The sequence below is a fragment of the Thermococcus alcaliphilus genome (assembly GCF_024054535.1).
GTDB lineage: Archaea > Methanobacteriota_B > Thermococci > Thermococcales > Thermococcaceae > Thermococcus_A > Thermococcus_A alcaliphilus.
Window position 1 is genome coordinate 112911 of the sequence record NZ_JAMXLV010000016.1, and the last position, 21692, is coordinate 134602.

21 protein-coding genes are annotated in these 21692 nt (G+C 44.9%); 8 read left to right on the plus strand and 13 right to left on the minus strand.

The features are described from left to right. Positions 1–27: 27 nt before the first annotated feature. Complete coding sequence (locus tag NF859_RS02375) at positions 28–477, minus strand: arsenate reductase ArsC (protein WP_252742896.1); 450 nt, start codon at positions 475–477, stop codon at positions 28–30. Positions 478–636: 159 nt separating this feature from the next. Here NF859_RS02375 and NF859_RS02380 point away from each other — a divergent pair, with 159 nt between their 5' ends. Further along, positions 637–1227: a SagB/ThcOx family dehydrogenase gene (locus NF859_RS02380; protein WP_252742815.1), complete on the plus strand. Its 591-nt coding sequence runs from the start codon at positions 637–639 to the stop codon at positions 1225–1227. Here NF859_RS02380 and NF859_RS02385 read toward each other — a convergent pair. Genes NF859_RS02385 through NF859_RS02395 form a run of 3 tightly spaced genes read right to left on the minus strand, consistent with a single transcriptional unit; the run spans position 1224 to position 4388 of the window. Continuing rightward, positions 1224–1580: a hypothetical protein gene (locus NF859_RS02385; RefSeq protein WP_252742816.1), complete on the minus strand. Its 357-nt coding sequence runs from the start codon at positions 1578–1580 to the stop codon at positions 1224–1226. The genes NF859_RS02380 and NF859_RS02385 overlap by 4 nt on opposite strands. A 60-nt stretch (positions 1581–1640) precedes the next feature. Beyond that, complete coding sequence (locus tag NF859_RS02390) at positions 1641–1946, minus strand: thioredoxin family protein (RefSeq protein ID WP_252742897.1); 306 nt, start codon at positions 1944–1946, stop codon at positions 1641–1643. Between the two features lie 42 nt (positions 1947–1988). Further along, positions 1989–4388, minus strand: coding sequence for a heavy metal translocating P-type ATPase (locus NF859_RS02395; RefSeq protein WP_252742817.1), 2400 nt, complete (start codon positions 4386–4388; stop codon positions 1989–1991). A 123-nt stretch (positions 4389–4511) separates the two neighbouring features. On the opposite strand from NF859_RS02395, the gene NF859_RS02400 reads away from it, so the two are divergent. Beyond that, positions 4512–5132 (plus strand): TRASH domain-containing protein, encoded by a 621-nt coding sequence (locus NF859_RS02400; protein ID WP_252742818.1) that lies wholly within the window; start codon positions 4512–4514, stop codon positions 5130–5132. Here NF859_RS02400 and NF859_RS02405 read toward each other — a convergent pair. Together NF859_RS02405 and NF859_RS02410 are read right to left on the minus strand one after the other, a co-directional pair. Next, positions 5073–5813 carry a GAP family protein gene (locus tag NF859_RS02405; RefSeq protein ID WP_252742819.1) on the minus strand — a complete coding sequence of 247 codons (741 nt, stop codon included), beginning with the start codon at positions 5811–5813 and terminating at the stop codon, positions 5073–5075. The genes NF859_RS02400 and NF859_RS02405 overlap by 60 nt on opposite strands. A gap of 115 nt (positions 5814–5928) precedes the next feature. Beyond that, the gene (locus NF859_RS02410) at positions 5929–6279 is read right to left on the minus strand and encodes a hypothetical protein (RefSeq protein ID WP_252742820.1); all 351 of its coding nucleotides are present in this window, start codon (positions 6277–6279) and stop codon (positions 5929–5931) included. 158 nt (positions 6280–6437) lie between these two features. On the opposite strand from NF859_RS02410, the gene NF859_RS02415 reads away from it, so the two are divergent. From NF859_RS02415 to NF859_RS02430, 4 genes are all read left to right on the plus strand, one after another. Then, complete coding sequence (locus NF859_RS02415; protein WP_353936091.1) at positions 6438–7043, plus strand: class I SAM-dependent methyltransferase; 606 nt, start codon at positions 6438–6440, stop codon at positions 7041–7043. A 174-nt stretch (positions 7044–7217) separates the two neighbouring features. Next, the gene (locus NF859_RS02420) at positions 7218–8387 is read left to right on the plus strand and encodes a PLP-dependent cysteine synthase family protein (protein WP_252742821.1); all 1170 of its coding nucleotides are present in this window, start codon (positions 7218–7220) and stop codon (positions 8385–8387) included. Beyond that, positions 8384–9541 carry a cystathionine gamma-synthase gene (locus tag NF859_RS02425; RefSeq protein WP_252742822.1) on the plus strand — a complete coding sequence of 386 codons (1158 nt, stop codon included), beginning with the start codon at positions 8384–8386 and terminating at the stop codon, positions 9539–9541. Before NF859_RS02420 ends, NF859_RS02425 begins: the two co-directional genes overlap by 4 nt. After that, entirely contained in the window at positions 9538–10272 is a 735-nt protein-coding gene (locus tag NF859_RS02430) for a class I SAM-dependent methyltransferase (protein ID WP_252742823.1), read from the plus strand. Before NF859_RS02425 ends, NF859_RS02430 begins: the two co-directional genes overlap by 4 nt. Before the next feature lie 258 nt (positions 10273–10530). Here NF859_RS02430 and NF859_RS02435 read toward each other — a convergent pair whose 3' ends face one another. The 5 genes from NF859_RS02435 to NF859_RS02455 form a co-directional block, all read right to left on the minus strand. After that, on the minus strand, positions 10531–10827 hold the full coding sequence (locus NF859_RS02435; protein ID WP_252742824.1) for an SHOCT domain-containing protein: 297 nt from the start codon (positions 10825–10827) through the stop codon (positions 10531–10533). A 97-nt stretch (positions 10828–10924) separates the two neighbouring features. Beyond that, positions 10925–13057 (minus strand): copper-translocating P-type ATPase, encoded by a 2133-nt coding sequence (locus NF859_RS02440; RefSeq protein WP_252742825.1) that lies wholly within the window; start codon positions 13055–13057, stop codon positions 10925–10927. A 71-nt stretch (positions 13058–13128) separates the two neighbouring features. Then, positions 13129–13650: a DUF302 domain-containing protein gene (locus tag NF859_RS02445; RefSeq protein WP_252742826.1), complete on the minus strand. Its 522-nt coding sequence runs from the start codon at positions 13648–13650 to the stop codon at positions 13129–13131. Between the two features lie 157 nt (positions 13651–13807). Continuing rightward, entirely contained in the window at positions 13808–15889 is a 2082-nt protein-coding gene (locus NF859_RS02450) for a heavy metal translocating P-type ATPase (protein ID WP_252742827.1), read from the minus strand. Between the two features lie 388 nt (positions 15890–16277). Beyond that, entirely contained in the window at positions 16278–16625 is a 348-nt protein-coding gene (locus NF859_RS02455) for an ArsR/SmtB family transcription factor (protein WP_252742828.1), read from the minus strand. 235 nt (positions 16626–16860) lie between these two features. Between NF859_RS02455 and NF859_RS02460 the strand changes: the two genes are divergently transcribed. Then, entirely contained in the window at positions 16861–18219 is a 1359-nt protein-coding gene (locus tag NF859_RS02460) for a hypothetical protein (RefSeq protein ID WP_252742829.1), read from the plus strand. Between the two features lie 21 nt (positions 18220–18240). Continuing rightward, positions 18241–19146: a helix-turn-helix transcriptional regulator gene (locus NF859_RS02465; RefSeq protein WP_252742830.1), complete on the plus strand. Its 906-nt coding sequence runs from the start codon at positions 18241–18243 to the stop codon at positions 19144–19146. Positions 19147–19155: 9 nt separating this feature from the next. On the opposite strand, the gene NF859_RS02470 is transcribed toward NF859_RS02465, so the two are convergent. Together NF859_RS02470 and merA are read right to left on the minus strand one after the other, a co-directional pair. Next, the gene (locus NF859_RS02470; RefSeq protein ID WP_252742831.1) at positions 19156–20064 is read right to left on the minus strand and encodes a DMT family transporter; all 909 of its coding nucleotides are present in this window, start codon (positions 20062–20064) and stop codon (positions 19156–19158) included. 166 nt (positions 20065–20230) lie between these two features. Further along, positions 20231–21631, minus strand: a complete 1401-nt coding sequence (gene merA / locus NF859_RS02475) for a mercury(II) reductase (protein WP_252742832.1) — start codon at positions 21629–21631, stop codon at positions 20231–20233. Positions 21632–21692: the final 61 nt, after the last annotated feature.

The following is a 21692-nucleotide window of genomic DNA, read 5'->3' on the forward strand; positions in this document are numbered from 1 at the left end:
GGATAGACTTGGTTACGGGAGAAGTGTTCAAAGAGTGAAAAGGCTCTTCCTACCTATTATCTCTTCTCTGCTCTTTCCGGCCTTCAAGTCCTCGATGAGCTTTAACACACGGCGCTTTATCTCGTCCCGTACTTCGCGGTACTTCTCTATCGGCTGGCCATAGGGGTCATCGAGCCCCCAGTCCCAGGTCTTTTCTGGTGGAGCGTAGGGGCACTTGTCGAGACAGCCCATCGTGATGACGATGTAAGCTTTATCGGCCATCTCTTCGGTGTAGAGCTTCGGGTACTGGCCTTCGAGAGAAATTCCAATCTCTTCCATGACCTTCCTCGCTAGTGGGTCTATCTTTTCAGCTGGCTCCGTCCCGGCGCTCATGGCCTTGAACCTCAGGTCATCGTTGAAGTGGTTGAAGAAAGCTTCTGCCATCTGACTTCTTGCGGAGTTCTTCACGCAGACGAAGAGGATGAGCTTTTCTTCCATTTTCTTCACCACGATGGGGTTAGAAAGTCATTTTAAATATCTTTCCGCAGTAGTCTATTAAAGTGCAATATAGATGAAGAAAATTCCACCTCCATCTCCACCTTTGGTTTTGGAAAACCTTAATCAATGAAGACACCTTCATCAATTCTGGGATGCGCCATGAAGGTTGAACTTCCTGCCCCAAGGCTTAAAGGTGAGATGAGCGTTGAGGAAGCGATAAACCTGAGGAAAAGCATAAGAAAATACAAAGATGAGCCGCTAACCCTTGAAGAGGTGTCTCAGATACTCTGGGCCGCTTATGGAATAAACGCCTGGGGTAAAAGAACTTCTCCAAGTGCAGGTGCTTGCTATCCATTTGAAGTTTATGTAGCGGTGTCAAAAGTAGAAGGCCTTAAGCCCGGTCTCTATCACTACGATGGGAAAACTCATAGCTTAGAGCTCGTGAGAGAAGGCGACTTAAGCAGGCCATTAGCAAGAGCATGCCTCAATCAAAGGCACGTGGAAACCGCACCGATAAACATTATCATAGTTGCCCACTACGAAAGGACGACAAGAAGATACGGGGAGAGAGGATATAGGTACGTGCACATAGATGCCGGACACATGGGACAAAACATCTACCTTCAAGTTACCGCCCTAAAACTTGGGACTGTTGCAGTTGGGGCTTTTAGAGATAGAGAAGTCAAAAAAGTAATTGATGTACCTGGAGAGCCTTTATACATCTTTCCTGTTGGGGTTCCAGAGAATTAGAGCTCGCTAGCCTCGTAAATAACTACATCTCCTTTCTCTTCAATCAACTTCGCCTCATACCTTTTTATTTGGCCATTGGTGTTTATCTCCATAATTACTTTCTCAGGAGAAAGCTTCTCCCTTGTGGTGAATTCTTTTGTCTCTATTGCCTGTGTAAAGAAGTCCCCACTTCGTTCAAACTTAAAAACAAGCACTCCTCCTTCAACCTCGTACCCCCTGTAAACTGCGCCACCCATTTTGAAAGTCGCCCTCAGAGTTATGTATCTTCCACCTTCTTGAGACCCTAGAATATAAATTCCCACTGCCAAACCCAACAAAATTGCCGCTCCAATAACTTTTTTCACGTCTTTCACCTGAAATATACTCTTTCTAAAAATATAAAAGGATTTTGAAAGCTTCAAATTGATTCAAAGCTAACTTTCACGAAGTTCTTCAAATTTCAGTAGGACTTCCTCCTTGGTTCTTATGAGGTTCTGTCTTGCAACTTCTTTCCCATCCTTGAGGTAAACAAGGGTGGGAACATTTAGAATGTCAAATTTGTCCACGAGATCTTCCCATTTTTCTGCGTGTACATGAATAACTCGGATATCTTTGAATTCCTCACTTAATTCCTCCATAAAGGTCTCAACTAGCCTGCACGGAGGACATCCCGGGATGGAAAACCATAGCACAACCTTTCCCTTAGTGAAGTCGATCTTTCCATCGTATTCCACTATCATGATCATCACCATTTATTTTGTCTTCAAAAGATAAAAGGGTTGTCAAACCCTAACCCGCTTAAGCATGAGGGAGTTTGTAACGACACTGACACTGCTTAAACTCATAGCCCCGGCTGCCCACTCTGGTTGGAAAGTTACTCCAAAGAGCACATACGCAAGCCCGGCGGCGAAGGGTATAAGAATCGTGTTGTAAAACATGGCCCAAAATATGTTCTGCTTTATCTTTGATAGTGTCCTTTGACTGAGCTTTATTGCTCTGACAACATCTCTTGGGTCATTTTTGACCAATACTATGTCTCCACTCTCCATTGCTATATCGGTTGCATTTCCAACGGCTATGCCAACATCTGCTTGAGCTAAAGCAGGAGCGTCATTTATGCCATCACCAACGAAGACTACTATCTCCCCCTTCTCTTGGAGCTTTTTGACTTCGTTGGCTTTGTCTCCCGGCAGGACTTCCGCAAGGATGTAGTCAACGCCCAAGGCCTTCCCTATCGCCTCCGCAGTTCGTTTGTTGTCGCCTGTTATCATCCCCACCTTCTTCCCCATCCTGTGGAGCTCTTCGATAGCTTCTCTAGCGCCTTCTTTGATCGTGTCCGCTATGCCGATGATCCCTACAATCTTCCTTTCTATTGCCACCACTATAGCAGTCTTCGCCTCGCTCTCAAGCTTCTGGAGGGTCTCCTCAACCCCTTCAAGGCTGATGCCGTTCTCGATAATAAGCTTCCTATTACCAGCAAGAACTTCCTTCCCACGAACCCTGGCCTTAACTCCCTTTCCAGTTATTGCCTCAAATTCTTCGGGCTCTTCTATCTCGATTCCAAGCTCTTCCACCTTTCTTACGATTGCTTCGCCAAGAGGATGCTCAGAACGCTTTTCTGCAGACGCAACTAACGATAATAGCTCTTTTTCATCCATGTCCAAAGGTATCACATCCGTAACCTCTGGCTTTCCTTTTGTGAGTGTTCCGGTTTTATCAAAGAGGACAACTGTGGCTTTTCTAGCTATCTCCAATGCCTCACCATTCTTGATTAATATTCCAAGCTCGGCCCCCTTCCCAATGCCTACCGTTAAAGCTGTTGGAGTTGCTAAACCAAAGGCACACGGACAGGCTATGACGAGAACGCTGAGTAGAGTGGTAAAGGCAAACACCAATGGCCTATCGGCTATGAAGTACCAGTATGCAAAGGAGAGCAGAGATACTGCAAGGACAGTAGGTATAAAATAAGTCACCACAGTGTCAGCCAGCCTCTGCACTGGAGGCTTCGTGTTTTGGGCTTCCTCAACTAGTTTTATTATCTGAGCGAGGAGTGTATCCCTTCCAACTTTTTCCGCTCTAATCTTGAGGAAGGAGTTCTTGTTTATAGTCCCTCCGATGACTTTATCTCCAATCTTTTTTAAGTTAGGGATAGGTTCACCTGTGATCATAGACTCATCCACGTAGCTTTCTCCTTCAATAACTACTCCATCCACTGGAATCCTTTCACCCGGCTTTACAATAACTATATCTCCAACTTTAACCTCACTAATCGGAACCTCGATTTCCTTCCCATCTCTTACAATGGTAGCTTTCTTTGCCTGGAGCCCCATGAGTTTCTTTATCGCCTCACTTGTTCTCCCTTTTGCCCTTGCTTCAAGGTAACGACCCAAGAGAAGAAACGCCATAAGAAGGACGCTGGCTTCATAAAAGTTAAACTCCTTTGGAATTATCCCAAATGTGGCCAGAACGCTCGTCAGATAAGCGGAACCTATGCCCAAAGAGTACATGACCTCCATGTTAAGGGTCTTATGTCTAAGTGAGGAATAGGCTTTTTTGAAAATTCCCCTGCCGGCGTAGGCTATGGCTATTGTCGCGAGAAGAAACTGAGCATAGATCAGATTTTCAATGTGAATTCCAAACCTCTTTAGCTGCATAGAAATAAATAGGGGTATCCCAACACTCCAAGCTACTACAAGGTTGCGCTTCATGTCCTTTATGTGCTTTTCCCTTACTTCTTTTTCTATGTCGTGAGTTTCCTCTCCTTCCACCCCTATGAACTCGTAGCCGACACTCTCAATGGCCTTTTTGATGTCCTCAACCGTTACAAGAGCCGGATTGTAAGAGACCCTTGCGCTCTCAGTTGCAAGATTAATGCTCACCTCCATGACCCCAGGGAGCTCTTTTATCGCATTTTCAACGGTTTTAACGCACATTGCACACGTCATGCCCCCTATCTTTATCACGGCATCCCTGCGCTCCCTAATAACCTCGTAGCCCACATCTTCTATGGCTTTGATGATCTGATTTAAGCTAACTTTTGACTCATCAAAATCAACAAAGACGGTCTCACTGTTTAGGTTTGCCTTTGCAGCTTTAACACCCTCCAATTCAGCTAAGGCCATCTCTATGGTTTTAACACACATAGCACATGTCATGCCATTAACTTTAAGAGTGATCTTCACTTCCACCACCAATATTTACTTCGTGACGGAACTTATGGGTATTATTCATACCAAAATGTAAACGCTAACCAAATGTTTTTTATATTTTGGCAACCAATACTCACAGAGAATGGAGGTGTTGGAATGACCAAGTTAGATGATTTGGATCTAAAGCTTATATACCTTTTAATGGACAATGCAAGGCTAAGCATATCCGAGCTGGCCGATAGGCTCGGAGTTAGCAGACCTACAATAAGATCTAGACTGGAAAAGCTCGAAAAGGAAGGGATAATCCAGGGTTACACCATAAAGCTAAACCCGGAACTTCAGAGGGCCCATAATGTAGTTGCTCTAGTTGTTAAAACTGAGAACCCGAAAAAGATGGACGAGTTCGAGGAGATAATCGAGATAAACCGCTTCACAAGCATGAAGTACCTCATAAAAGTCGCTGTGGACAGTATGGAAGACCTCAGGCGAGTTATTGAGGGCACTGGCGTGGAGGTTATTGAGATAATGCCAATCCTTGAAAGTAGAGAAAGGAAGCTCAAACCAAAAATAAAGGTGCCCTTCAAGTGCGACTACTGCGGAAAGGAAATCGTTGGAGAACCGATAGTTTACAAGTACCACAACAAAGTCTACTTCTTCTGCTGTCCAACTTGCTTCCGGGAGTTCAAGAAGGCAAGGGAAAATCTGGAGAAAGTTAAACTATCCAAGGAGCAGAAGGTAAAGGATGCTCACGAACACGAGCACCACCCCCATGGCTAAATCCTCTCTTCCACTCATTTTTGAGAGTTTGTTGACCGCTTCGCCGAGCTTTGCATATCTGCTTCCATAGTGGAACCCCAACGTAACTAATGCCAAGGGAAGCACTGAAATCCCAATGAACACTCCCAAGAGTACTGCCCTAGTGCCTAAGGAGAATCCATCAGATAACAAAGAGGTTACAAGCAGGTATGAGGGAAGGACACACGAAAGAGAGAGAAAAGACATTATGCCACCAACTAAAAAAGCACTCGGTGGTGATGTAGCTCTCTCAAGAATTCTGTTGCTTTTCTCCCTCAGGGGGTTGCTTGGGGATATTTTCACATATCCCAGAGATGATGCTATTTTGTATGCCCCCACTAGGATACCAAATGCCACAACAAAGTACCTTAAGCCGATAAATTTTCCGTGGAGGTTCATCAAGACGGAGGCTATTATGGTATATCCTAGAAAAGCTCCCGCAGTAAACGAGAGTCCAACTTTGAGAACCTTATTTTTGTCGATCAGAGCTATCATCGAGAGGAGAAACACAATCATCAGAAAAATAGAGGGCCTAAATGCATTCAGAATCCCAAGTGCTATTACGGAAAGGGTCGTCAATCCCGTAAATTCGTTTATGGGCTCGGCTAGAACTCTTCCGCTCATGCTTAACAGACCAAATAATATCAAGACAATCTTTTTCATTTTGTGGCACCTCTTATGTAAGTTGCCAAATTTTATGGAATGACACTGAGGACATTAGCGTAAAAAGTCCTTTCACAGCACCAATCCCTCAAAATATGAATAAAAGATAGGCAAGTCATGGGCTCTCTTCTTCCTCTTCTTCAAAACCCATATACTTCTCACATGCCTCGTGCATTTCCTTCATTTCTTCCCAGCTAACACCCATGTGCTCTTCCATCTCCGCTTCCATTTCTTCATGGAGCTCGGTGAAGTTTCCATCGATCATGTATTCTTCCATCTCTTCATGTTCATTCATCATACCATGCATACCATAGCCCATCATGCTCATTCCATGGCCGTTCATCATTCCCCAGCCATTCCAAAAGCTTCCTCTATCTTCATCAACCCCGCCTGAGTGGGCTAGGCCATATGGGATTGCTATGAGCGCCCCAATTATGAATCCGATTAATAGCGACTTCCATTCCATCTTATCATCCTCCTGTTTCTTTTTCTACTTACTACTAAGTGAACACAATATTAATAGGCTTATCATTCCCAACATGGCAAGCAAAAAGTTGTTCCTTTACCAGAATGGAAGGATAATCTTAATTGGAAGTTTGCAAAGATAATTAACAGGCGAGAACCGTGAACCCCGCGAAAAAATATGATAGATTTGCAAAGATTTATGATCTGTTTGAGAGCCCGATGGAGATACAAGCTTTTTCAAAATACAGGAAAAAAGCCCTAAGTCTTGTTAAAGGTAAAGTCCTTGAGATAGGAATGGGAACGGGAAAGAATCTCCCATACTACCCGAAGGATGTGGAGGTTATTGGCATAGACTTCAGCAGAAACATGCTTAAAAAAGCTGAAGAACGGAGAAGGAAGCTCGGACTGGAGAACGTCAAGCTTTTATACATGGACGCCCAAGATCTGGAGTTTGAGGATAATACCTTCGACACTATAGTTAGCACGTTCGTCTTCTGTACAGTTCCAGATCCGATTAAAGGACTAAAAGAGGCTTATAGAGTCCTAAAACCCGGAGGAAGAGCAATATTTCTTGAGCACATGAAAAGCGAATCAAAGCTTCTCAACGTCCCTCTCTACCTCATGGAGCCCTTCATAAGAACGCTCCTCGGTACTTCAATGCTTAGAGAAACTCAGAAAAACATTGAGAGGGCAGGCTTTAAAATAGAAAAAGTTGAGAATCTCTTTTATGATATCGTAAGGCTAATAGTGGCGACAAAACCATAAAAGCAAATAAAACACAAAAAAAGCCTATGGACTTCACAGTTCTGTCCAAAACCTTTTATTTCAAACCTTTCGTTAAATAACCATGAGTTGTTCCCTCTTTTTCAAAAAGCAGCTTTGCCGCAATCGAAAGATATATATGCACTTTTAGTCACTAATGTGTAAGTGGTGGTTAGAATGGAGGAAAATTACACAAAAATGAGTATTTATGATGACATCGTGCAGACGATAGGGAACACTCCACTGGTGAGGCTCAAGAAGATAGAGAGGTACTTTGGCCTCAAGAATGAGCTGTATGCTAAGGTGGAGTTCTTCAACCCTGGGGGAAGCATAAAGGACAGAATCGGGAAATACATGATTGAGGGTGCAAAGAAAGAGGGTAAAATCGTCGAGGGAGCTGTGATAATTGAGCCAACTTCTGGAAACACCGGTGTTGGTCTTGCATTAGTGGCAGCTGATGAAGGTTACTTGACGGTCTTCACGATGCCCGACAAAATGAGCATTGAGAAGGAGCTCCTCCTTAAGGCCCTCGGAGCGTTCGTCATAAGAACACCAACAGCCGTTTCCCCAAGTGATCCGAACTCCTATTATAAAGTCGCCGAAGCCGTAAGGAACCTCATATGGAAGAAAGAGAGAGCTATTAGTAGGGAAGAACTCAGGGAAATAGTCGAATACGTGCAAAGACTCGTTAGGGAAGAAAGACTGGAAGAGCTGAAGGACATCCTTGAGGAAAAGGTCGAGGAGATCCCCTACGCCTACATACCCAACCAGTACTTCAACAAGTACAATCCAATAGCTCATTACGAAACGACCGCCAGGGAAATTTGGGAGCAGACCAATGGGGAAGTAGACTACCTCTTCGCTGGTATAGGCACCGGAGGGACGATAACCGGAATCGGGCGCTATCTAAAGGAGAGGAAGGAGGTCAAGATAATCGGGGTTGATCCCGTCGGCTCGATATACAACCTTGTGAAAAAAGGAATGAGTTTAGAGGAAGCTGTAAAGAGAGCTCATCCGTACCTTGTCGAGGGAATAGGGGAAGACCTGTTACCAGATACTGTAGATTTGAACTTAGTTGATGACATAGTGGTAGTTAATGACCAGCAGGCGTTTGCAATGACTCGCTTCCTTGCAAGGAAAGAGGGCATTTTAGCAGGAGGCTCTTCGGGGGCAGCTCTCTATGGAACCATAAAGTACCTCAAAGAAAATGGTGTTAAGGGCAAGAAGGCCGTCGTGATATTCCCAGACACGGGGAGGAACTACCTGACGAAAATCTTCAATGATGAATGGATGCTGGAGAACGGCTTCGAGATTAAGGATGAAAAGGTTCTGGAGGTGCTGAGATGAGGTTCTCAACTAAGGCGATTCACATAGGCGAAGAACCAGAGAGAATGCAATACGGCGATGTGGTATCACCGATCCACCTCTCAACAACCTTTGCAAAGAAAAGCGTAAAGGAGGTTGAAGAGGGCTACGTCTACTCGAGGAGCGGCAATCCAACGAGGGACGGTCTTGAGAGAAAGTTAGCAGCGCTTGAGAATGCAAAGTACGGACTTGCCTTCTCTTCCGGACTTGCAGCCGAGTCAACGGTGCTTCTGGCGCTGTTAAGGAGAGGGGACCACGTTATAGCGTTCGATGACCTCTACGGCGGCACAAAGAGGCTCTTCAACCAGGTAATGGAGCGCTTCGGACTTGAGTTCACCTACGTTGACGCGAGAAATCCAGAGAACGTTAGAAAGGCAATAAGGGAAAACACGCGGATGATCTGGCTTGAAACTCCCACGAATCCGCTCCTGAAGCTTGCAGACATAAGGGCGATAGCCGAGATCGCCCACGAGAAGGGCATCATAGTGGTAGTGGACAACACCTTTGCGAGTCCCTACTTCCAGAACCCCCTCGACCTCGGAGCAGATATAACCCTCCACAGTGCCACCAAGTACCTCGGCGGGCACTCGGACGTTGTCGGTGGGGCGGTTATGGTAAACGATGAGGAGCTCTATGAAAAGCTCAAGTTCCACCAGAACGCTATCGGGGCGATCCTTTCCCCCTTTGACTCATGGCTCGTCATGAGGGGGATTAAAACGCTCGCCGTTAGGATGGAGAGGCACGAGAAGAACGCCATGGCAATAGCGAAGTACCTTGAGGGGCACCCGCTTGTTGAGCGCGTTTACTATCCAGGTTTACCATCTCATCCACAGCACAAGCTCGCGAAGAGACAGATGCGAGGCTTCGGTGGGATGCTTTCCTTTGAGCTCAAAGGGGGTCTTGAGAAGGCCATAAAGTTCGTTGAAAGCTTAGAGATCTTCGCACTTGCTGAGAGCCTCGGAGGTGTCGAGTCGCTCATAGAGCTGCCGGCAATCATGACGCACGCTTCCGTTCCCAAGGAAGAGAGGGAGAAAGTGGGGATAAAAGACTCGCTCATCAGAGTCTCAGTTGGAATAGAGGACATTGAGGATCTCATCGAAGATCTTGAGAGAGGGTTCCAGGCGGTGAGAGCATGATACCGACTCTTGATGAGGTCAGAGAGTTTCTAAAAAAGCTCAGCTTTGATGAGAATTCAATAAATGAGCTTATGGATCAGATAGAGTACTTCGAAAAAGAAGCCCCGGAAAGGGACGATATTGTTAGAGATTATCTTAGAGAAGAGTGCATACAGACAATAGTAGAAGAGATAGTCAGTGAAATCATGAAGCTGAATAGAAAAGGACTCAAGATACTAGACGTTGCGGCCGGTTCCGGATTCTTTACTGAGAGGATCAAAAAGAAGCTCGAAGATAACGGAGTCGATGTAGAGATCTATGGGTTGGATATAACTCCAAGCATGCTGAAGAGACTTAAGGATAAGGGTATAATTCCCATATGGGGAGTCGCCGAGAAAATTAAGGAATCTGTCAATATTGCAAACAAACAGTACAATATAAATGCCCCAGAGAAATTTGATGTTGTTTTATCCACCTTAGCATTCCACCACTTTCTAGAGCCAGAGAAAGTGCTAAGAAGCATGAAAGAGGTTCTAGGGGATGGGGGAATTGTGGTGATAGTTGATGTCCTTAAACACGAGCATGAAGAGCTTAAAGAAACTTTGAAGGACACCCACCTTGGATTCTCGCTGGAGGAAATCAGGGAGATGGGTTCGAGAGTATTTAACTTAACAAAGGTCAACTATATGGATGTTTATTGTGAGGTTGGCGATATTATAGTTGGCTTGTACAAAGCCGTGTTTGCTGACTAAGAGGTTTCTTTTTCTGCTGTTTCTTTTAGCTTTAAGTGGGCTTTTAAGAGCCTTCTTCTAATAGTACGTTCTGCTATAAGTATATTCAGCATTCTCCCTAAAATCCCATTAAAATCCCATAGTGGAGAGTATAGTAAACGCTCTCAACACTTAGAGTTTTGTTGTCCACAAGAATAGATATCATAAGAGGAAACCCAACACGCGACTGTCTTTGAGGGGTTTCATTTTGATACTTAAGAATAAAAAATAGAGAGATCTTCAGCCTTCCAAGATTTTTCTCTTCCTCCTTTCATATTCCTCGTCGTCTATCTCACCTCTGGCGTATTTTTCATCGAGAATTTCAAGTGCCCTCTTCTTCGAGGCTTTTTCCGTTCTGCTTGTACTTTCTATCAGCCACTTGACGAGCCACACTATCCCAACTATTATCAGAACCCAGAAGATCAGCATGAAAATCATGCCGAACCATCCAAACCAACCAAATCCCATCATATGATGCCACCCCCATTCTTCTCCAACATGAACCAAAAAGTCTCCACCAATATTCTCAAACATCATTTTTCTTTCACCAATACCTACTCTTTTTCTAAAGATTATATGGTTTATCTCTACCGAAATGGAAATAATCAAATCGAAAATTTTCCAAAAATAAAGTTTAAGCCTTCAAAAACCTTGCATTTATGGCAACTATAACTGTACTCAAGCTCATTAACAAAGCACCCACGGCAGGACTTAGCAATATCCCATAGCTGTAAAGTGTACCAGCTGCTAGGGGAATAGCAAATGTGTTGTAACCAGTAGCCCACGCTAAATTCTGCACCATCTTACCATAAGTTGCCCTCGCAAGGTGTATTGCCGTTATCACATCCCTTGGGTCATTCTTGACGAGGATTATGTCCGCACTCTCTATTGCCACATCGGTTCCAGCTCCGATAGCTATACCTACGTCGGCTTGAATCAAAGCCGGGGCATCGTTTATACCGTCCCCCACCATTGCAACTATGAACCCGTTTTCCTGGAGCTCTTTAACTTTCTCAGACTTCTGATGAGGCAAAACCTCTGCAAAGAACCCTTCTAAACCAAGCTCTTCCGCCACCCACTTTGCAACTTTGGCGTTGTCTCCTGTAAGCATATATGCCTTAATACCCATCTCATGGAGCTTCTTTATCGCTTCCCTTGACTCAGGTCTTATCTTATCTGCTAAGGCTATTGCCCCTGCAAGCTTTCCATCTATTATTAAGAAGACCACGGTCTTACCTTGCTCAAGAACCTTATCAACACGCTCATCATCTTTCCAAAGGCCATTTTCCTTCACGAAATTGGGGCTCACTACAAAGACTTCTTTTCCGTTAATAATACCTTGAACTCCTTTACCCGGCAGAACTTTTGATTCCTTGACTTCGTAGGATTCGAGATTGAGCTCCTTTGCCTTCTCAACTATACCTTGCGCAATTGGATGGCTTGAGTGGGCTTCAAGGGCAGCAGCATATTTTAGAATTTCGTATTCTTCAACGTCTTCCAGTGGGATTACATCAGTTACCTCAAATTTGCCCTCTGTTAGTGTTCCAGTTTTATCAAATACCACCACTTGGACGTCTTTAGCTCTCTCAAAGGCCTCCCTGTTCCTTATAAGAATTCCTTTTTTGGCGGAAAGCGAAGTTGAGACCGAAACAACAAGTGGAACCGCCAATCCAAGGGCGTGCGGACACGTTATGACCATCACCGTCACCATACGTTCAAGGGCAAAGACAAAGGGCATTCCCATATAAAGCCACGTTCCGAGGGTTATGCTTCCCGCTGTAATCGCTATGAGCGTGAGGTAAAAAGCAGCTCTGTTCGCCAAATCTTGGGTTCTAGATCTCGTCTCCTGGGCCTGCCTCACAAGCTCAACAACCTGCATGAGGTAAGTATCCTTCCCTGTCTTCTCTATCCTGACCTTTATTGCGCCTTCGAGATTTATTGAACCACCTATAACACTGTCGCCGGGCTTTTTGTAGACGGGCTTCGACTCACCGGTAAGCATTGCCTCATTTACGCTCGTTTCGCCCTCAATGACAACACCGTCGGAGGGTATCTTTTCCCCGGGCTTAACTAAAACCACATCCCCCTTCTTAAGTTCACTTACCGGGACATCTTTTATGCCCTCAGGAGTTATTAAGTGTGCCTCGGTAGGCATAAGCTTTATCAACTCTTCTAAAGCCCTTGAGGCGCCGAGGACGGAGCGCATCTCAATGTAGTGGCCCAGAAGCATGATGTCGATAAGCGTTGCCAGCTCCCAGTAAAATGTTTTCCCGGGCAATCCAAATGTAACGGCAACACTGTAAGAAAACGCCACCGTGATTGCTAGGGCAATTAACGTCATCATCCCAGGCATTTTCTTTTTTAACTCGTCTTGCATCCCTCTAAGGAACGGCCATCCACCGTAGAAGTATACCATTGCGGAAAGCAAAAAAAGAACGTAGTGATCACCAGTAAAAGTTAACTTGAAACCAAAGAAGTTCTGTATCAGCGGCGAGAGAAGGAGTATCGGAATCGTGAGTATCGAAGAAACAATGAACCTTCTTTTGAAGTCCTCCATCATCATTCTGTGGTGCTCCGCGTGGGAGTGTTTGTGTTTACCATGGCTCTCATGTTCATGCTCTGTATGCCCATGCTTGTCATGCTCCTCCATCTTATGGCCCTTATGCATCTCATGGTTCCTTCCACTATGGGGTCCAGTTTTATGATTTTTATGATCTGTGACTTCGTGCTTGACATGCCTCTCTTCTTCATTATTCCCTCCTTTCACTCTACACCCTCCAAATAATTTTCTGATTTTAACCCGATAAGATTTCTTAGAGATAAACTCGAATAAAGAAATCAGATCCTATCCACCACATCCTTTAATATCTCTTTCACCTTCTCGGCCACTTCAAGGAGCTCGTCGTTCCCGGTAACGCCCATGGCCACCGTCGGGAGAAGTAAGCTCACGTAGGTCTTCCCTTCCTTGACGTAGACTACCATGTTGCACGGGAGGAATGTGCCGCTGTTGAGGTCTATCCCTATCAGCTCGCTCGAGTAGTTCGGATTGCACGCCCCAAGGATTACGTAGGGCTCCATATCGAGGTCGAGCTTCTCCTTGAAGAGCTTGTCAACCCTTATTTCGCTGAGGACTCCGAAGCCCTCCTTCTTCAGCTCCTCCTTGACCTTCTCAACGGTCTCGTCAAATCCTGCCTCGACCTCCCGGACATAAGCGTACTCCCCCTTTGGCTCATCCATCTTCTCCGTCCCGTGCATTCCGTGACCTTTCATACCCTTTCCGTGGCCCTTGCAGCCACCTTTCATCTTGCCCTTGCCTTTCATTTCACCTTTCTTCTCCATTTCATTCATTTTGCCGTTCATTTTGAATCACCTTTTTCCCTTTCAATGCTTACTCTACTGTAAAGCACAAAAGGATTATTATTCACTAAATAGGAAGTTTAAGCTAGAAAATTTAACAAAATGAAAAAGATATGGTTGTTTTTGTGGAAGTTCCAGCCGAAATGAAAAATAAGGAAAGTCACCTCAGAATCCTCATCGCATTGAAGACCGCTATTAGGGAGACACCCACGTCTGCAAACACTGCCTCCCACATTGTCGCTTCTCCTAGGATTCCAAGGCTTACGAAGGTCAGCTTAATGGCGAGTGCAAGGATTATGTTCTGCCAGACGATTCTCTGCGTTCTCCTAGCTATTTTGATCGCCCTTGGCAGCTTTGAGGGCTTGTCGTCCATTATGACTACATCGGCCGTTTCTATGGCGGCATCACTTCCAAGAGCACCCATGGCCACGCCAACGTCCGCCCTTGCCAAGACAGGAGCATCGTTTATTCCATCCCCGACAAAGACGACCTTGCCATTGCCCTTCTCCTTTTCAAGTTCCTCTATGACCTTCACCTTGTCTTCGGGGAGGAGTTCCGCGTAGAAGCCGTCGAGGCCTATCTGCTTAGCTATCTCTGCCGCGACTTCTCTGTTGTCACCAGTGACCATGACTACTTTCTTCACTCCAAGGCGCTTGAGCTCCTTAACGGCTATTGGTGAGTCCTCCTTTATCTCGTCCGAGATTATAATGTAGCCTGCGTATTTGCCATTGATCACGACATGGGCTACGGTTCCCTTCACGCGGCAGGTGTCGTGTTCAACGTTGAACCTGTGGAGGAGCCTGTCGTTTCCGACCATAACTTCCACGCCATCTATCTTTGCCCTCACGCCGTGGCCTGCTATCTCCTCGTACTCCTTGATTTCGGCCTCGTTGATCTCCTTCCCATAGGCGTCCCTTATGGCCTTCGCTATCGGGTGGTTCGAGTGGGCCTCTGCCAAAGCGGCGAACCTTATTATCTCTTCTTCGCTGAAGCCGTTTCTTGTTTCCACCTTCGTGACCTTGAAGACTCCCTTGGTTAGGGTTCCCGTCTTGTCGAAGGCCACTATTGTGGCCTCCTTGAGGGCATCCAGGTAGTTAGAGCCCTTGACGAGTATTCCCTCCTTCGCCGCCCTACCAATGCCTCCGAAGTAGCCGAGCGGGATCGAGAGCACGAGGGCACAGGGGCACGAGATGACCAGAACCACAAGAGCCCTATAGACCCAAGGGGTAAATGGATCCCCCGTTACGAGTGGGGGGACAGTAGCAATCAGTGCCGCTATGCCAACAACAGCAGGAGTGTAGTAGTGGGCGAACCTTGTGATGAACTTCTCCGTCTTAGCCTTCCTAGCGCTAGCGTTTTCAACGAGCTCAAGGATGCGCGAGACGGTTGACTCACTCAGCTCTTTAGTGACCCTAACCTTTAGAAGGCCGCTGAGGTTGACCATTCCCGAGAGGATTTCCTCGCCTTCTTTCACAGTCCTTGGGACACTCTCTCCCGTTAGGGCAGAGGTGTCAACGCTCGAAGTACCCTCAATAACAACGCCGTCAACGGGGACTTTCTCACCTGGCCTAATGATTATTATATCCCCTACTTTCAGTTCCTCAGGCTTGACCTTGACGATCTCACCGTTCCGAAGTAAATTGGCATACTCAGCTTTTAACGCAAGTAAAGCCTTTATCGAGCGCCTCGACTTTCCAACTGCAAGATCTTGGAAGAATTCACCAACGACGTAGAACAGCATAACTGCTACTCCTTCCGGATATTCTCGGATTATAAAAGCACCTATGGTGGCCACTGCTATAAGGAAGTTCTCGTCGAAGACGTTGCCGCGGATGGAGTTAACTACCGCACTTCTCAGCACCTTCCAGCCGGAGATGACGTAGCTCGCCAGGAATATCCCAAATACTAGGGCGTTGTCCATGTCGTAGTAGTAGCGCAAAATTAGCCCTATGAAGAAGAGCAACAGTGAGGTTCCTATCATGTACACCGTCTTTCCGTACTCCTCTTCCTCTCCGTGCTCGTGGCTGTGTCCATGCTCATGTTCGTCCGCTTCTATAACCTCAACATCAGGCTCGACCTTTTTGATTATTTCCTTGGCCTTTCCGATGTCACCCTCGATTATAGCCTCCTTTGTAGCAAAGTTAACTAAGGCAAACTCAAAGCCCTCTTTCTTAAGGGCTTCTTCTATCTCGTAAGCGCAACTTGCACAGTCGAGACCTTCCAATTTAAGCTTTTTAGGCATCTATTTCACCCCCGGTGCATACAGCTACAGAAAAACATCCCACATTCTCCAGGAGACTTTGCTTTAATTTCAAGTGCCCCGTAGAAATGCTCATCCTATGAAATGCATTATTTTTATTCATAATTTATCACCTTTACATTTGAGCATTTGTGCAAATGTTTATAAGCTTTGCTCTTAATCATGGAGGGGATTTGGTGGGTGTTTAAAGTACTCAAGAGCACTGGGAGGATAATAAAGTAAAAAACCCCAGCAAATCTGTACCAAGAGAAGGAAAATCACCAACCTTGGAATAAACCTAAAATCCAGAGAGTACAACGAACTAGGTTAGACTATTTTTCTTTTCTACTTTTGTCTGAAGACATCAGTGAGTTTTGGAGAGGGCTTTAGACTATTCTCTCAGATGCTCTAATGCAATTTTTAGAATCTCCCTTATGTGCTCGTCATCCAACCTGTAGAAAACGTTTTTCCCGTCTTTTTTGTAAGTAACAATTTTTCTATCTTTCAAAACCCTAAGCTGATGTGAGACAGCAGAAACCGAAAGTCCCGTAATATTTGACAGGTCACACGTACAGAGCTCCTCCTCCAAAAGTGCAAAAAGAATCTTCAACCTTGTTGGATTTCCAAGGGCGTCAAAAAAGTCTGCAACATCTAAAATTAACTCCTCCTCTGGCAACCTCTTTTTAACTTCAATTATCTTATCCATATGTTCCTCATACACTTTGCATACTTCTGTCATATTTATCCGCCCCTATATTTGAGCAATTGTGCAAAGACTTATAAACATTGTTCTCAATCACTCATTAACCAAGTGACAAATCCTGAAAAGGTGCCTAAAATCCCCAACTATCGACCACTAGGGATAATACGATTCTATTCATCAAAAGAAACTCCCAGAAACCGGATGAAACCTTCAAATTTCGCCGGTTCCCTAAAATATTAGGAGAGAGTATTAGAGCATGAGGTGAGAAAAAATGATCTCAAAGAAAATGATTGGTGCATCAATCTTTGTCCTCTTGCTGCTTGGGAGCATAGGACTAGCAAGCAATGCAACAGTATCAAACGAAACTGTTTCCTTCGAGGGAAGCACGGAGGGAACAAGCAACGTAACTGTAAATACTACCCTTAATGTGAGCTTAGCAGAGCAGGCTTATGGATTGCTACTTATTATTGAAAAGCTCTCAAACTATACCAGCGTCATGATTAACGTTACCCTTAATGTAGACAATGAAATCCTAAAGGAGTTTAATGAAACGGAAGCTCTCAGAGAAAAAGCGTGGGAGGCATATAATAGCTCCAACTACCAGCTTGCAATAAAGCTTGCAATGGATGCCATGGAGGGATATAGAGATATTATCAAAGAACTGATGCCAGAAGAGGAAAAAATAGCTAAAAACGAAACCGAGGAACATGAAGAACTTGTTGTTGAGGCCCAAGAAGAACTTAACAGGGCCAAGGAATATCTCTCTTATGTTGAGGAGATACTAAGTGAGGCATCACAGCTGGGAATAGATGTTTCAGTGTTTCTTGAACTGTATAACCAAACAGCAAAGGCTTATGAAAAAGTGGGAATTGACATAGATAATGGAAACCTTACTGCACTCAAAAATGATCTCGAAACTGCCGAAGAGCTTAAGGACAGGCTAAGTGAAGCAATTGAGGAGGAGCTAATCCCACAAATGCTCTCAATGAAAGCTGAGGACATAGCCCTAACGTTCATGTCAAAACTCAACGTTCAGATAAACAAGACAATCGAACTTATGGGCATAATCGAAAACCTTACGCAGGTAGCTAACGTCACATACCCACCGGATTATCAAGAAGAAATCCAAGACATATTGCAAGATTACCAAGAAGAGCTCCAAGATATCATGGCTCAAGTGAACGAGCTTGTGAAAGAGGGTGAATACGAGGAAGCATTAGAGCTGATCAAAGACCTGAATGACGAGCTGAAGGACATAATCAAGGAGATCAAAGAAGTTCAAAGGGAGTTTTATAAGGAATACCTCAAAGAGTACTGCGAGGAATACAAAGAAGGAGACTCCGAGCATACCTACTACGAACGTTACTGCGAACGTGAAGAGTGGGAAGAGGAAAAAGAGGAGCACTATGAAAACCAGAACTCCACAGAGGAGTACGAATGGGAAGAAGAAAAGGAGAACAAGGAGTATGATGGAAACTACACAGAAAAATGGGACAATGAAGAGAAGGGACACGAAGATAAGAGCAAGGAGTATGAGAAGAACTATACAGAAAATTGGGGAAAGGAGAGTGGTGAATATAATTCCACAAGAGATGACGAATCTGACGAGTCCCCAGAAGAAGACCATTAGCAGCCTACGGAGGGATCTCAGGTGAACAAGAAGCTTATAATCAGCATGCTCCTGCTTTTTGTTTTTTCACCCCTTGCTTTAGCCCAATATACAGTAGAAACTCTGGAGCTTACCATATATGAAGATGGGTATGTAAAAGTTACCCAAGTGATAGTTCCCGATGAATATACTGTAGTGGTGGATGTTCCTCTAATGGGGGGAAACGTTAAGGGTCTAATGGTTAGAGATGAAAATAATGAGCCCCTCTTATACAAGTTAAATAACTCCATTTTGTCCATTTACTTTGAAAATGTAACTGCTATTACGGTTACCTACTACACTCCTGATTTAACCTCTAAAGAAGGCCCTCTTTGGAGTGTTAATTTGACCTCTGAGGTCCCGGTAACGATTGATTTCCCTGAAAATGCCGTGATAGTTGGGTTAAATTCAGTCCCCCTTAAAATCGACAAGAATAAACTTGTAATGCCTCCTGGAAACATCAGCGTCTCATATGTAATCGAAAGAAACCCTTCATCAACCACTTCGGGATCAGAAGTCGAAGGCATCTCTCCCACTTCGCCACCACAGGGAGTACAGCAAGAAACAAAATGGCTCCTTTATGTACTACCAATCCTAGCAATACTGATTGCTGGAGGGTATTTATTCATCAAGAAGCAGCCATCTGAAAGTCCCACAAGCAGTTCCTCCCTCCCATTAAGCAGAGAAGAGTTCCAAAAGAAAATCGAAAATATGGATCTCTCAAGGGATGAGATGAGAGTTTTATTATACCTCTACGACAGGGGAGGCAAAGCACCTCAAGCTGAGGTCAAAGATGTCTTAAGAATCCCAAAAACCACCGCCTGGCGGATGTTTAAGCGCCTAGAGGAAAAGGGATTAGTTAAGATATACAAGAAGAAGAGGGAAAATTGGGTCGAACTTCTCTTTTAATTTTCTTTGTTAAAATTCATCCAGAGAAAGCAGGTACACCCCGAGGAACATCAAAATGCCAAAAAGCGCTTTAGCTATTCCAAAACCTTCTCCAAGTATGAGAAAAGCAAAGAACGCACCAATTAGTGAGGAAGTTGAGAAAATCGCCCCTGTTCTCATTGCACCGATCTCCCTGAGGGCAAAGAGGAAGAGCACGATGGAAAAGCCTATACTGAAAGCACCGACCGTCAATACATATGGAAGGCTCTGAAGTGGGATGTGAAGGGGGATTCCAATTAGAGAAGCTAAAACTAACAATGCACTTCCTCCAAAAAGCCCTTTTAGAGAAGTCACCAATAGAAGATCTCGCTTAATGCTCAGGAGCTTGCTCAAATTGTTATCTATCGCCCATGAAAGGCCTGCTGAGATTATTAAAATATTCCCGAGGATACCCTTGCTGAGCTCCACCTCCCTGAAATTCTCCGTTGAGATCACAGCAGCCCCAATTAAAATTAAGAGAATCCCGAGGATGCCTCTTCTTGAGGCTTTCTCCTTAAAGACCATGAGAGCTATTAAAACTGTGAACAGAGTTTCCGTGTTGAGCAGGAGAGAGGCATTGACAGCTGTTGTCTTACTCAGTCCAAACATGAATAAGAGCGGCGCCAAGAAAGAGCCAAAAAGCACGATAAAAGCTAACAACAGTAAATCTCGCCTTGAGAAGACCTCTTGGGTTTTGACTTTAAATTCAAGTCTTTCAAGGATCTTCTCCTTGACGGGTGTAAAACGGAGAAACATTAAAACTATCCCAGCTGTCAGGTAGATACTTCCTGCTATTATCATGGGGTGAACAGTTTTAAGGGTTATTTTATTCAGCGTTGAACTTATTCCAAAGAGCAGGGCTGCCAAAACTGCGCTCACATAGCCGTAGTGGTGGGTCATGCTAATAGATACAAAAGGGGAAGTTATAAACGTATTTCACATGAAAAAATGGGAGAGTAATACAAAGTTTCATTCTTTCGAGCAAAGTAACACTTGAGTAAACTACCCCGCCCTTACGGGTGGGGTTTTCTGCCTCATAAGGAAGACTTGCCCCGTGATGACAGTCTCATAAGGCACAACACGGCATTTTTGATATGTCTCCTTTGAAGGAAAGTGCGGCAAGCTTTATTGCCTCGCTCATCGTCGGGAAGACGTGAAGAGTGTCTATAACCTCATCTACGGTCATTCTGTTCCTAATTACCATAGCCGCCTCGTGGATCATCTCAGCGGCGTTGTAAGCTAAGATGTGAACTCCAAGGATCTCCTTTGTTTTTGCATCAACGACCATTTTTATCAGGCCCCTTTCTTCACCTAGAATCAATGCCTTTGGGACGTTCGAGATCTCTACCGTTCTGCATGAGCATTCCGTAAACTTTTGGGCTTCCCTGTCGGTTAACCCCACACTCGCAAGCTGCGGATCGGTGAACACAACCTTCGGAACAACCCTATAGTCGATCTTAATGTTCTTTTCCTCCAATGCGTTTGTTGCCGCGGTAAAGCCCTCCTTGGCTGCCACTGTCTCTAACATAGGCTCACCTATCACATCTCCAGCCGCGTAAATGTTTTTGCCTGCTTTCAGCGTTTCATCCACAATAACAAAGCCCTTTTCGTTGGTTTTCACATCCGTGTTCTCGAGGCCCAGATTGTGAGTATTTGGACTTCTCCCAGTCGCGAAGAAAACGTATTGTGCTTCAAACACCTTCTCTTTTCCCCTCACTTCAGCATGGACTCTAACTCCCTCTCCAGCTCTTTCAAGGCGTCTTATCTTCACGGAAGTGTTTATATTGACCCCCTCCTCACCTAGAATGTCCTCAAGCTCTATTGCCAGTTCAGGCTCAGCTGTGGGCATTATCCTTATGCTTCTCTGCAGAAGAGTTACCTCGCTCCCGGCCCTCGCAAAGATCTGGGCGAATTCTAAGGCTTGGGCTCTCCCACCGATGATTACAACCGAGTCGAGAGCCTTTTTAAGTTCAAGTGCCTCAATGTGGGTTAGAATTCTGTCCTTAACGTCTTCAACACCGCCTATGGTTAAAATTCTTGGCTTTGCACCCGTTGCTATGAGGGCCTTTTTGAACTTGATCTTCTCGCCGTTTACCACGATTTCACTGTTTGAGCTAAACCTCGCAGAGCCGTCGATGTAATCCACGTTCTCTAGACTCTCCAGAACTTTCTCATACTTCTCTCTCCTTAGCTTTTTTACGAGTTCATCCTTTCCGTCCAGCAGTTTTCTAAAGTCAAACTCCTTAAGGGTGAAGCCTAAGCCGGAGTAATGATTCACTAACGCCCTTTTCTTAAGTTCCAAGGCGGTTAGGAGATACTTAGTCGGAACACAGCCAACGTTTACACACGTCCCTCCAATCGGGCCTCGGTTGACCATGAGGGTCTTCACATCAAGCTCATCCGCTTTTAAAGCCGCAGCAAATCCCGCCGCTCCACCTCCAATAATAACAAAATCGTATTCGTTCATCATGTTGTACCTCCACTAACAAAAAAATCTGATTCTAGTGCACCAAAAGATTAAGAGAGAA

Coding starts and splice junctions, on each gene's coding strand:
- NF859_RS02470 (WP_252742831.1), bottom strand. CDS start 20,064: ATGACCCACCACTACGGCTATGTGAGCGCAGTTTTGGCAGCCCTGCTC.
- NF859_RS02455 (WP_252742828.1), bottom strand. CDS start 16,625: ATGACAGAAGTATGCAAAGTGTATGAGGAACATATGGATAAGATAATT.
- NF859_RS02425 (WP_252742822.1), top strand. CDS start 8,384: ATGAGGTTCTCAACTAAGGCGATTCACATAGGCGAAGAACCAGAGAGA.
- NF859_RS02435 (WP_252742824.1), bottom strand. CDS start 10,827: ATGATGTTTGAGAATATTGGTGGAGACTTTTTGGTTCATGTTGGAGAA.
- NF859_RS02405 (WP_252742819.1), bottom strand. CDS start 5,813: ATGAAAAAGATTGTCTTGATATTATTTGGTCTGTTAAGCATGAGCGGA.
- NF859_RS02410 (WP_252742820.1), bottom strand. CDS start 6,279: ATGGAATGGAAGTCGCTATTAATCGGATTCATAATTGGGGCGCTCATA.
- NF859_RS02375 (WP_252742896.1), bottom strand. CDS start 477: ATGGAAGAAAAGCTCATCCTCTTCGTCTGCGTGAAGAACTCCGCAAGA.
- NF859_RS02445 (WP_252742826.1), bottom strand. CDS start 13,650: ATGAACGGCAAAATGAATGAAATGGAGAAGAAAGGTGAAATGAAAGGC.
- NF859_RS02380 (WP_252742815.1), top strand. CDS start 637: ATGAAGGTTGAACTTCCTGCCCCAAGGCTTAAAGGTGAGATGAGCGTT.
- NF859_RS02430 (WP_252742823.1), top strand. CDS start 9,538: ATGATACCGACTCTTGATGAGGTCAGAGAGTTTCTAAAAAAGCTCAGC.
- NF859_RS02460 (WP_252742829.1), top strand. CDS start 16,861: ATGATCTCAAAGAAAATGATTGGTGCATCAATCTTTGTCCTCTTGCTG.
- NF859_RS02420 (WP_252742821.1), top strand. CDS start 7,218: ATGGAGGAAAATTACACAAAAATGAGTATTTATGATGACATCGTGCAG.
- NF859_RS02450 (WP_252742827.1), bottom strand. CDS start 15,889: ATGCCTAAAAAGCTTAAATTGGAAGGTCTCGACTGTGCAAGTTGCGCT.
- NF859_RS02400 (WP_252742818.1), top strand. CDS start 4,512: ATGACCAAGTTAGATGATTTGGATCTAAAGCTTATATACCTTTTAATG.
- merA (WP_252742832.1), bottom strand. CDS start 21,631: ATGAACGAATACGATTTTGTTATTATTGGAGGTGGAGCGGCGGGATTT.
- NF859_RS02390 (WP_252742897.1), bottom strand. CDS start 1,946: ATGATAGTGGAATACGATGGAAAGATCGACTTCACTAAGGGAAAGGTT.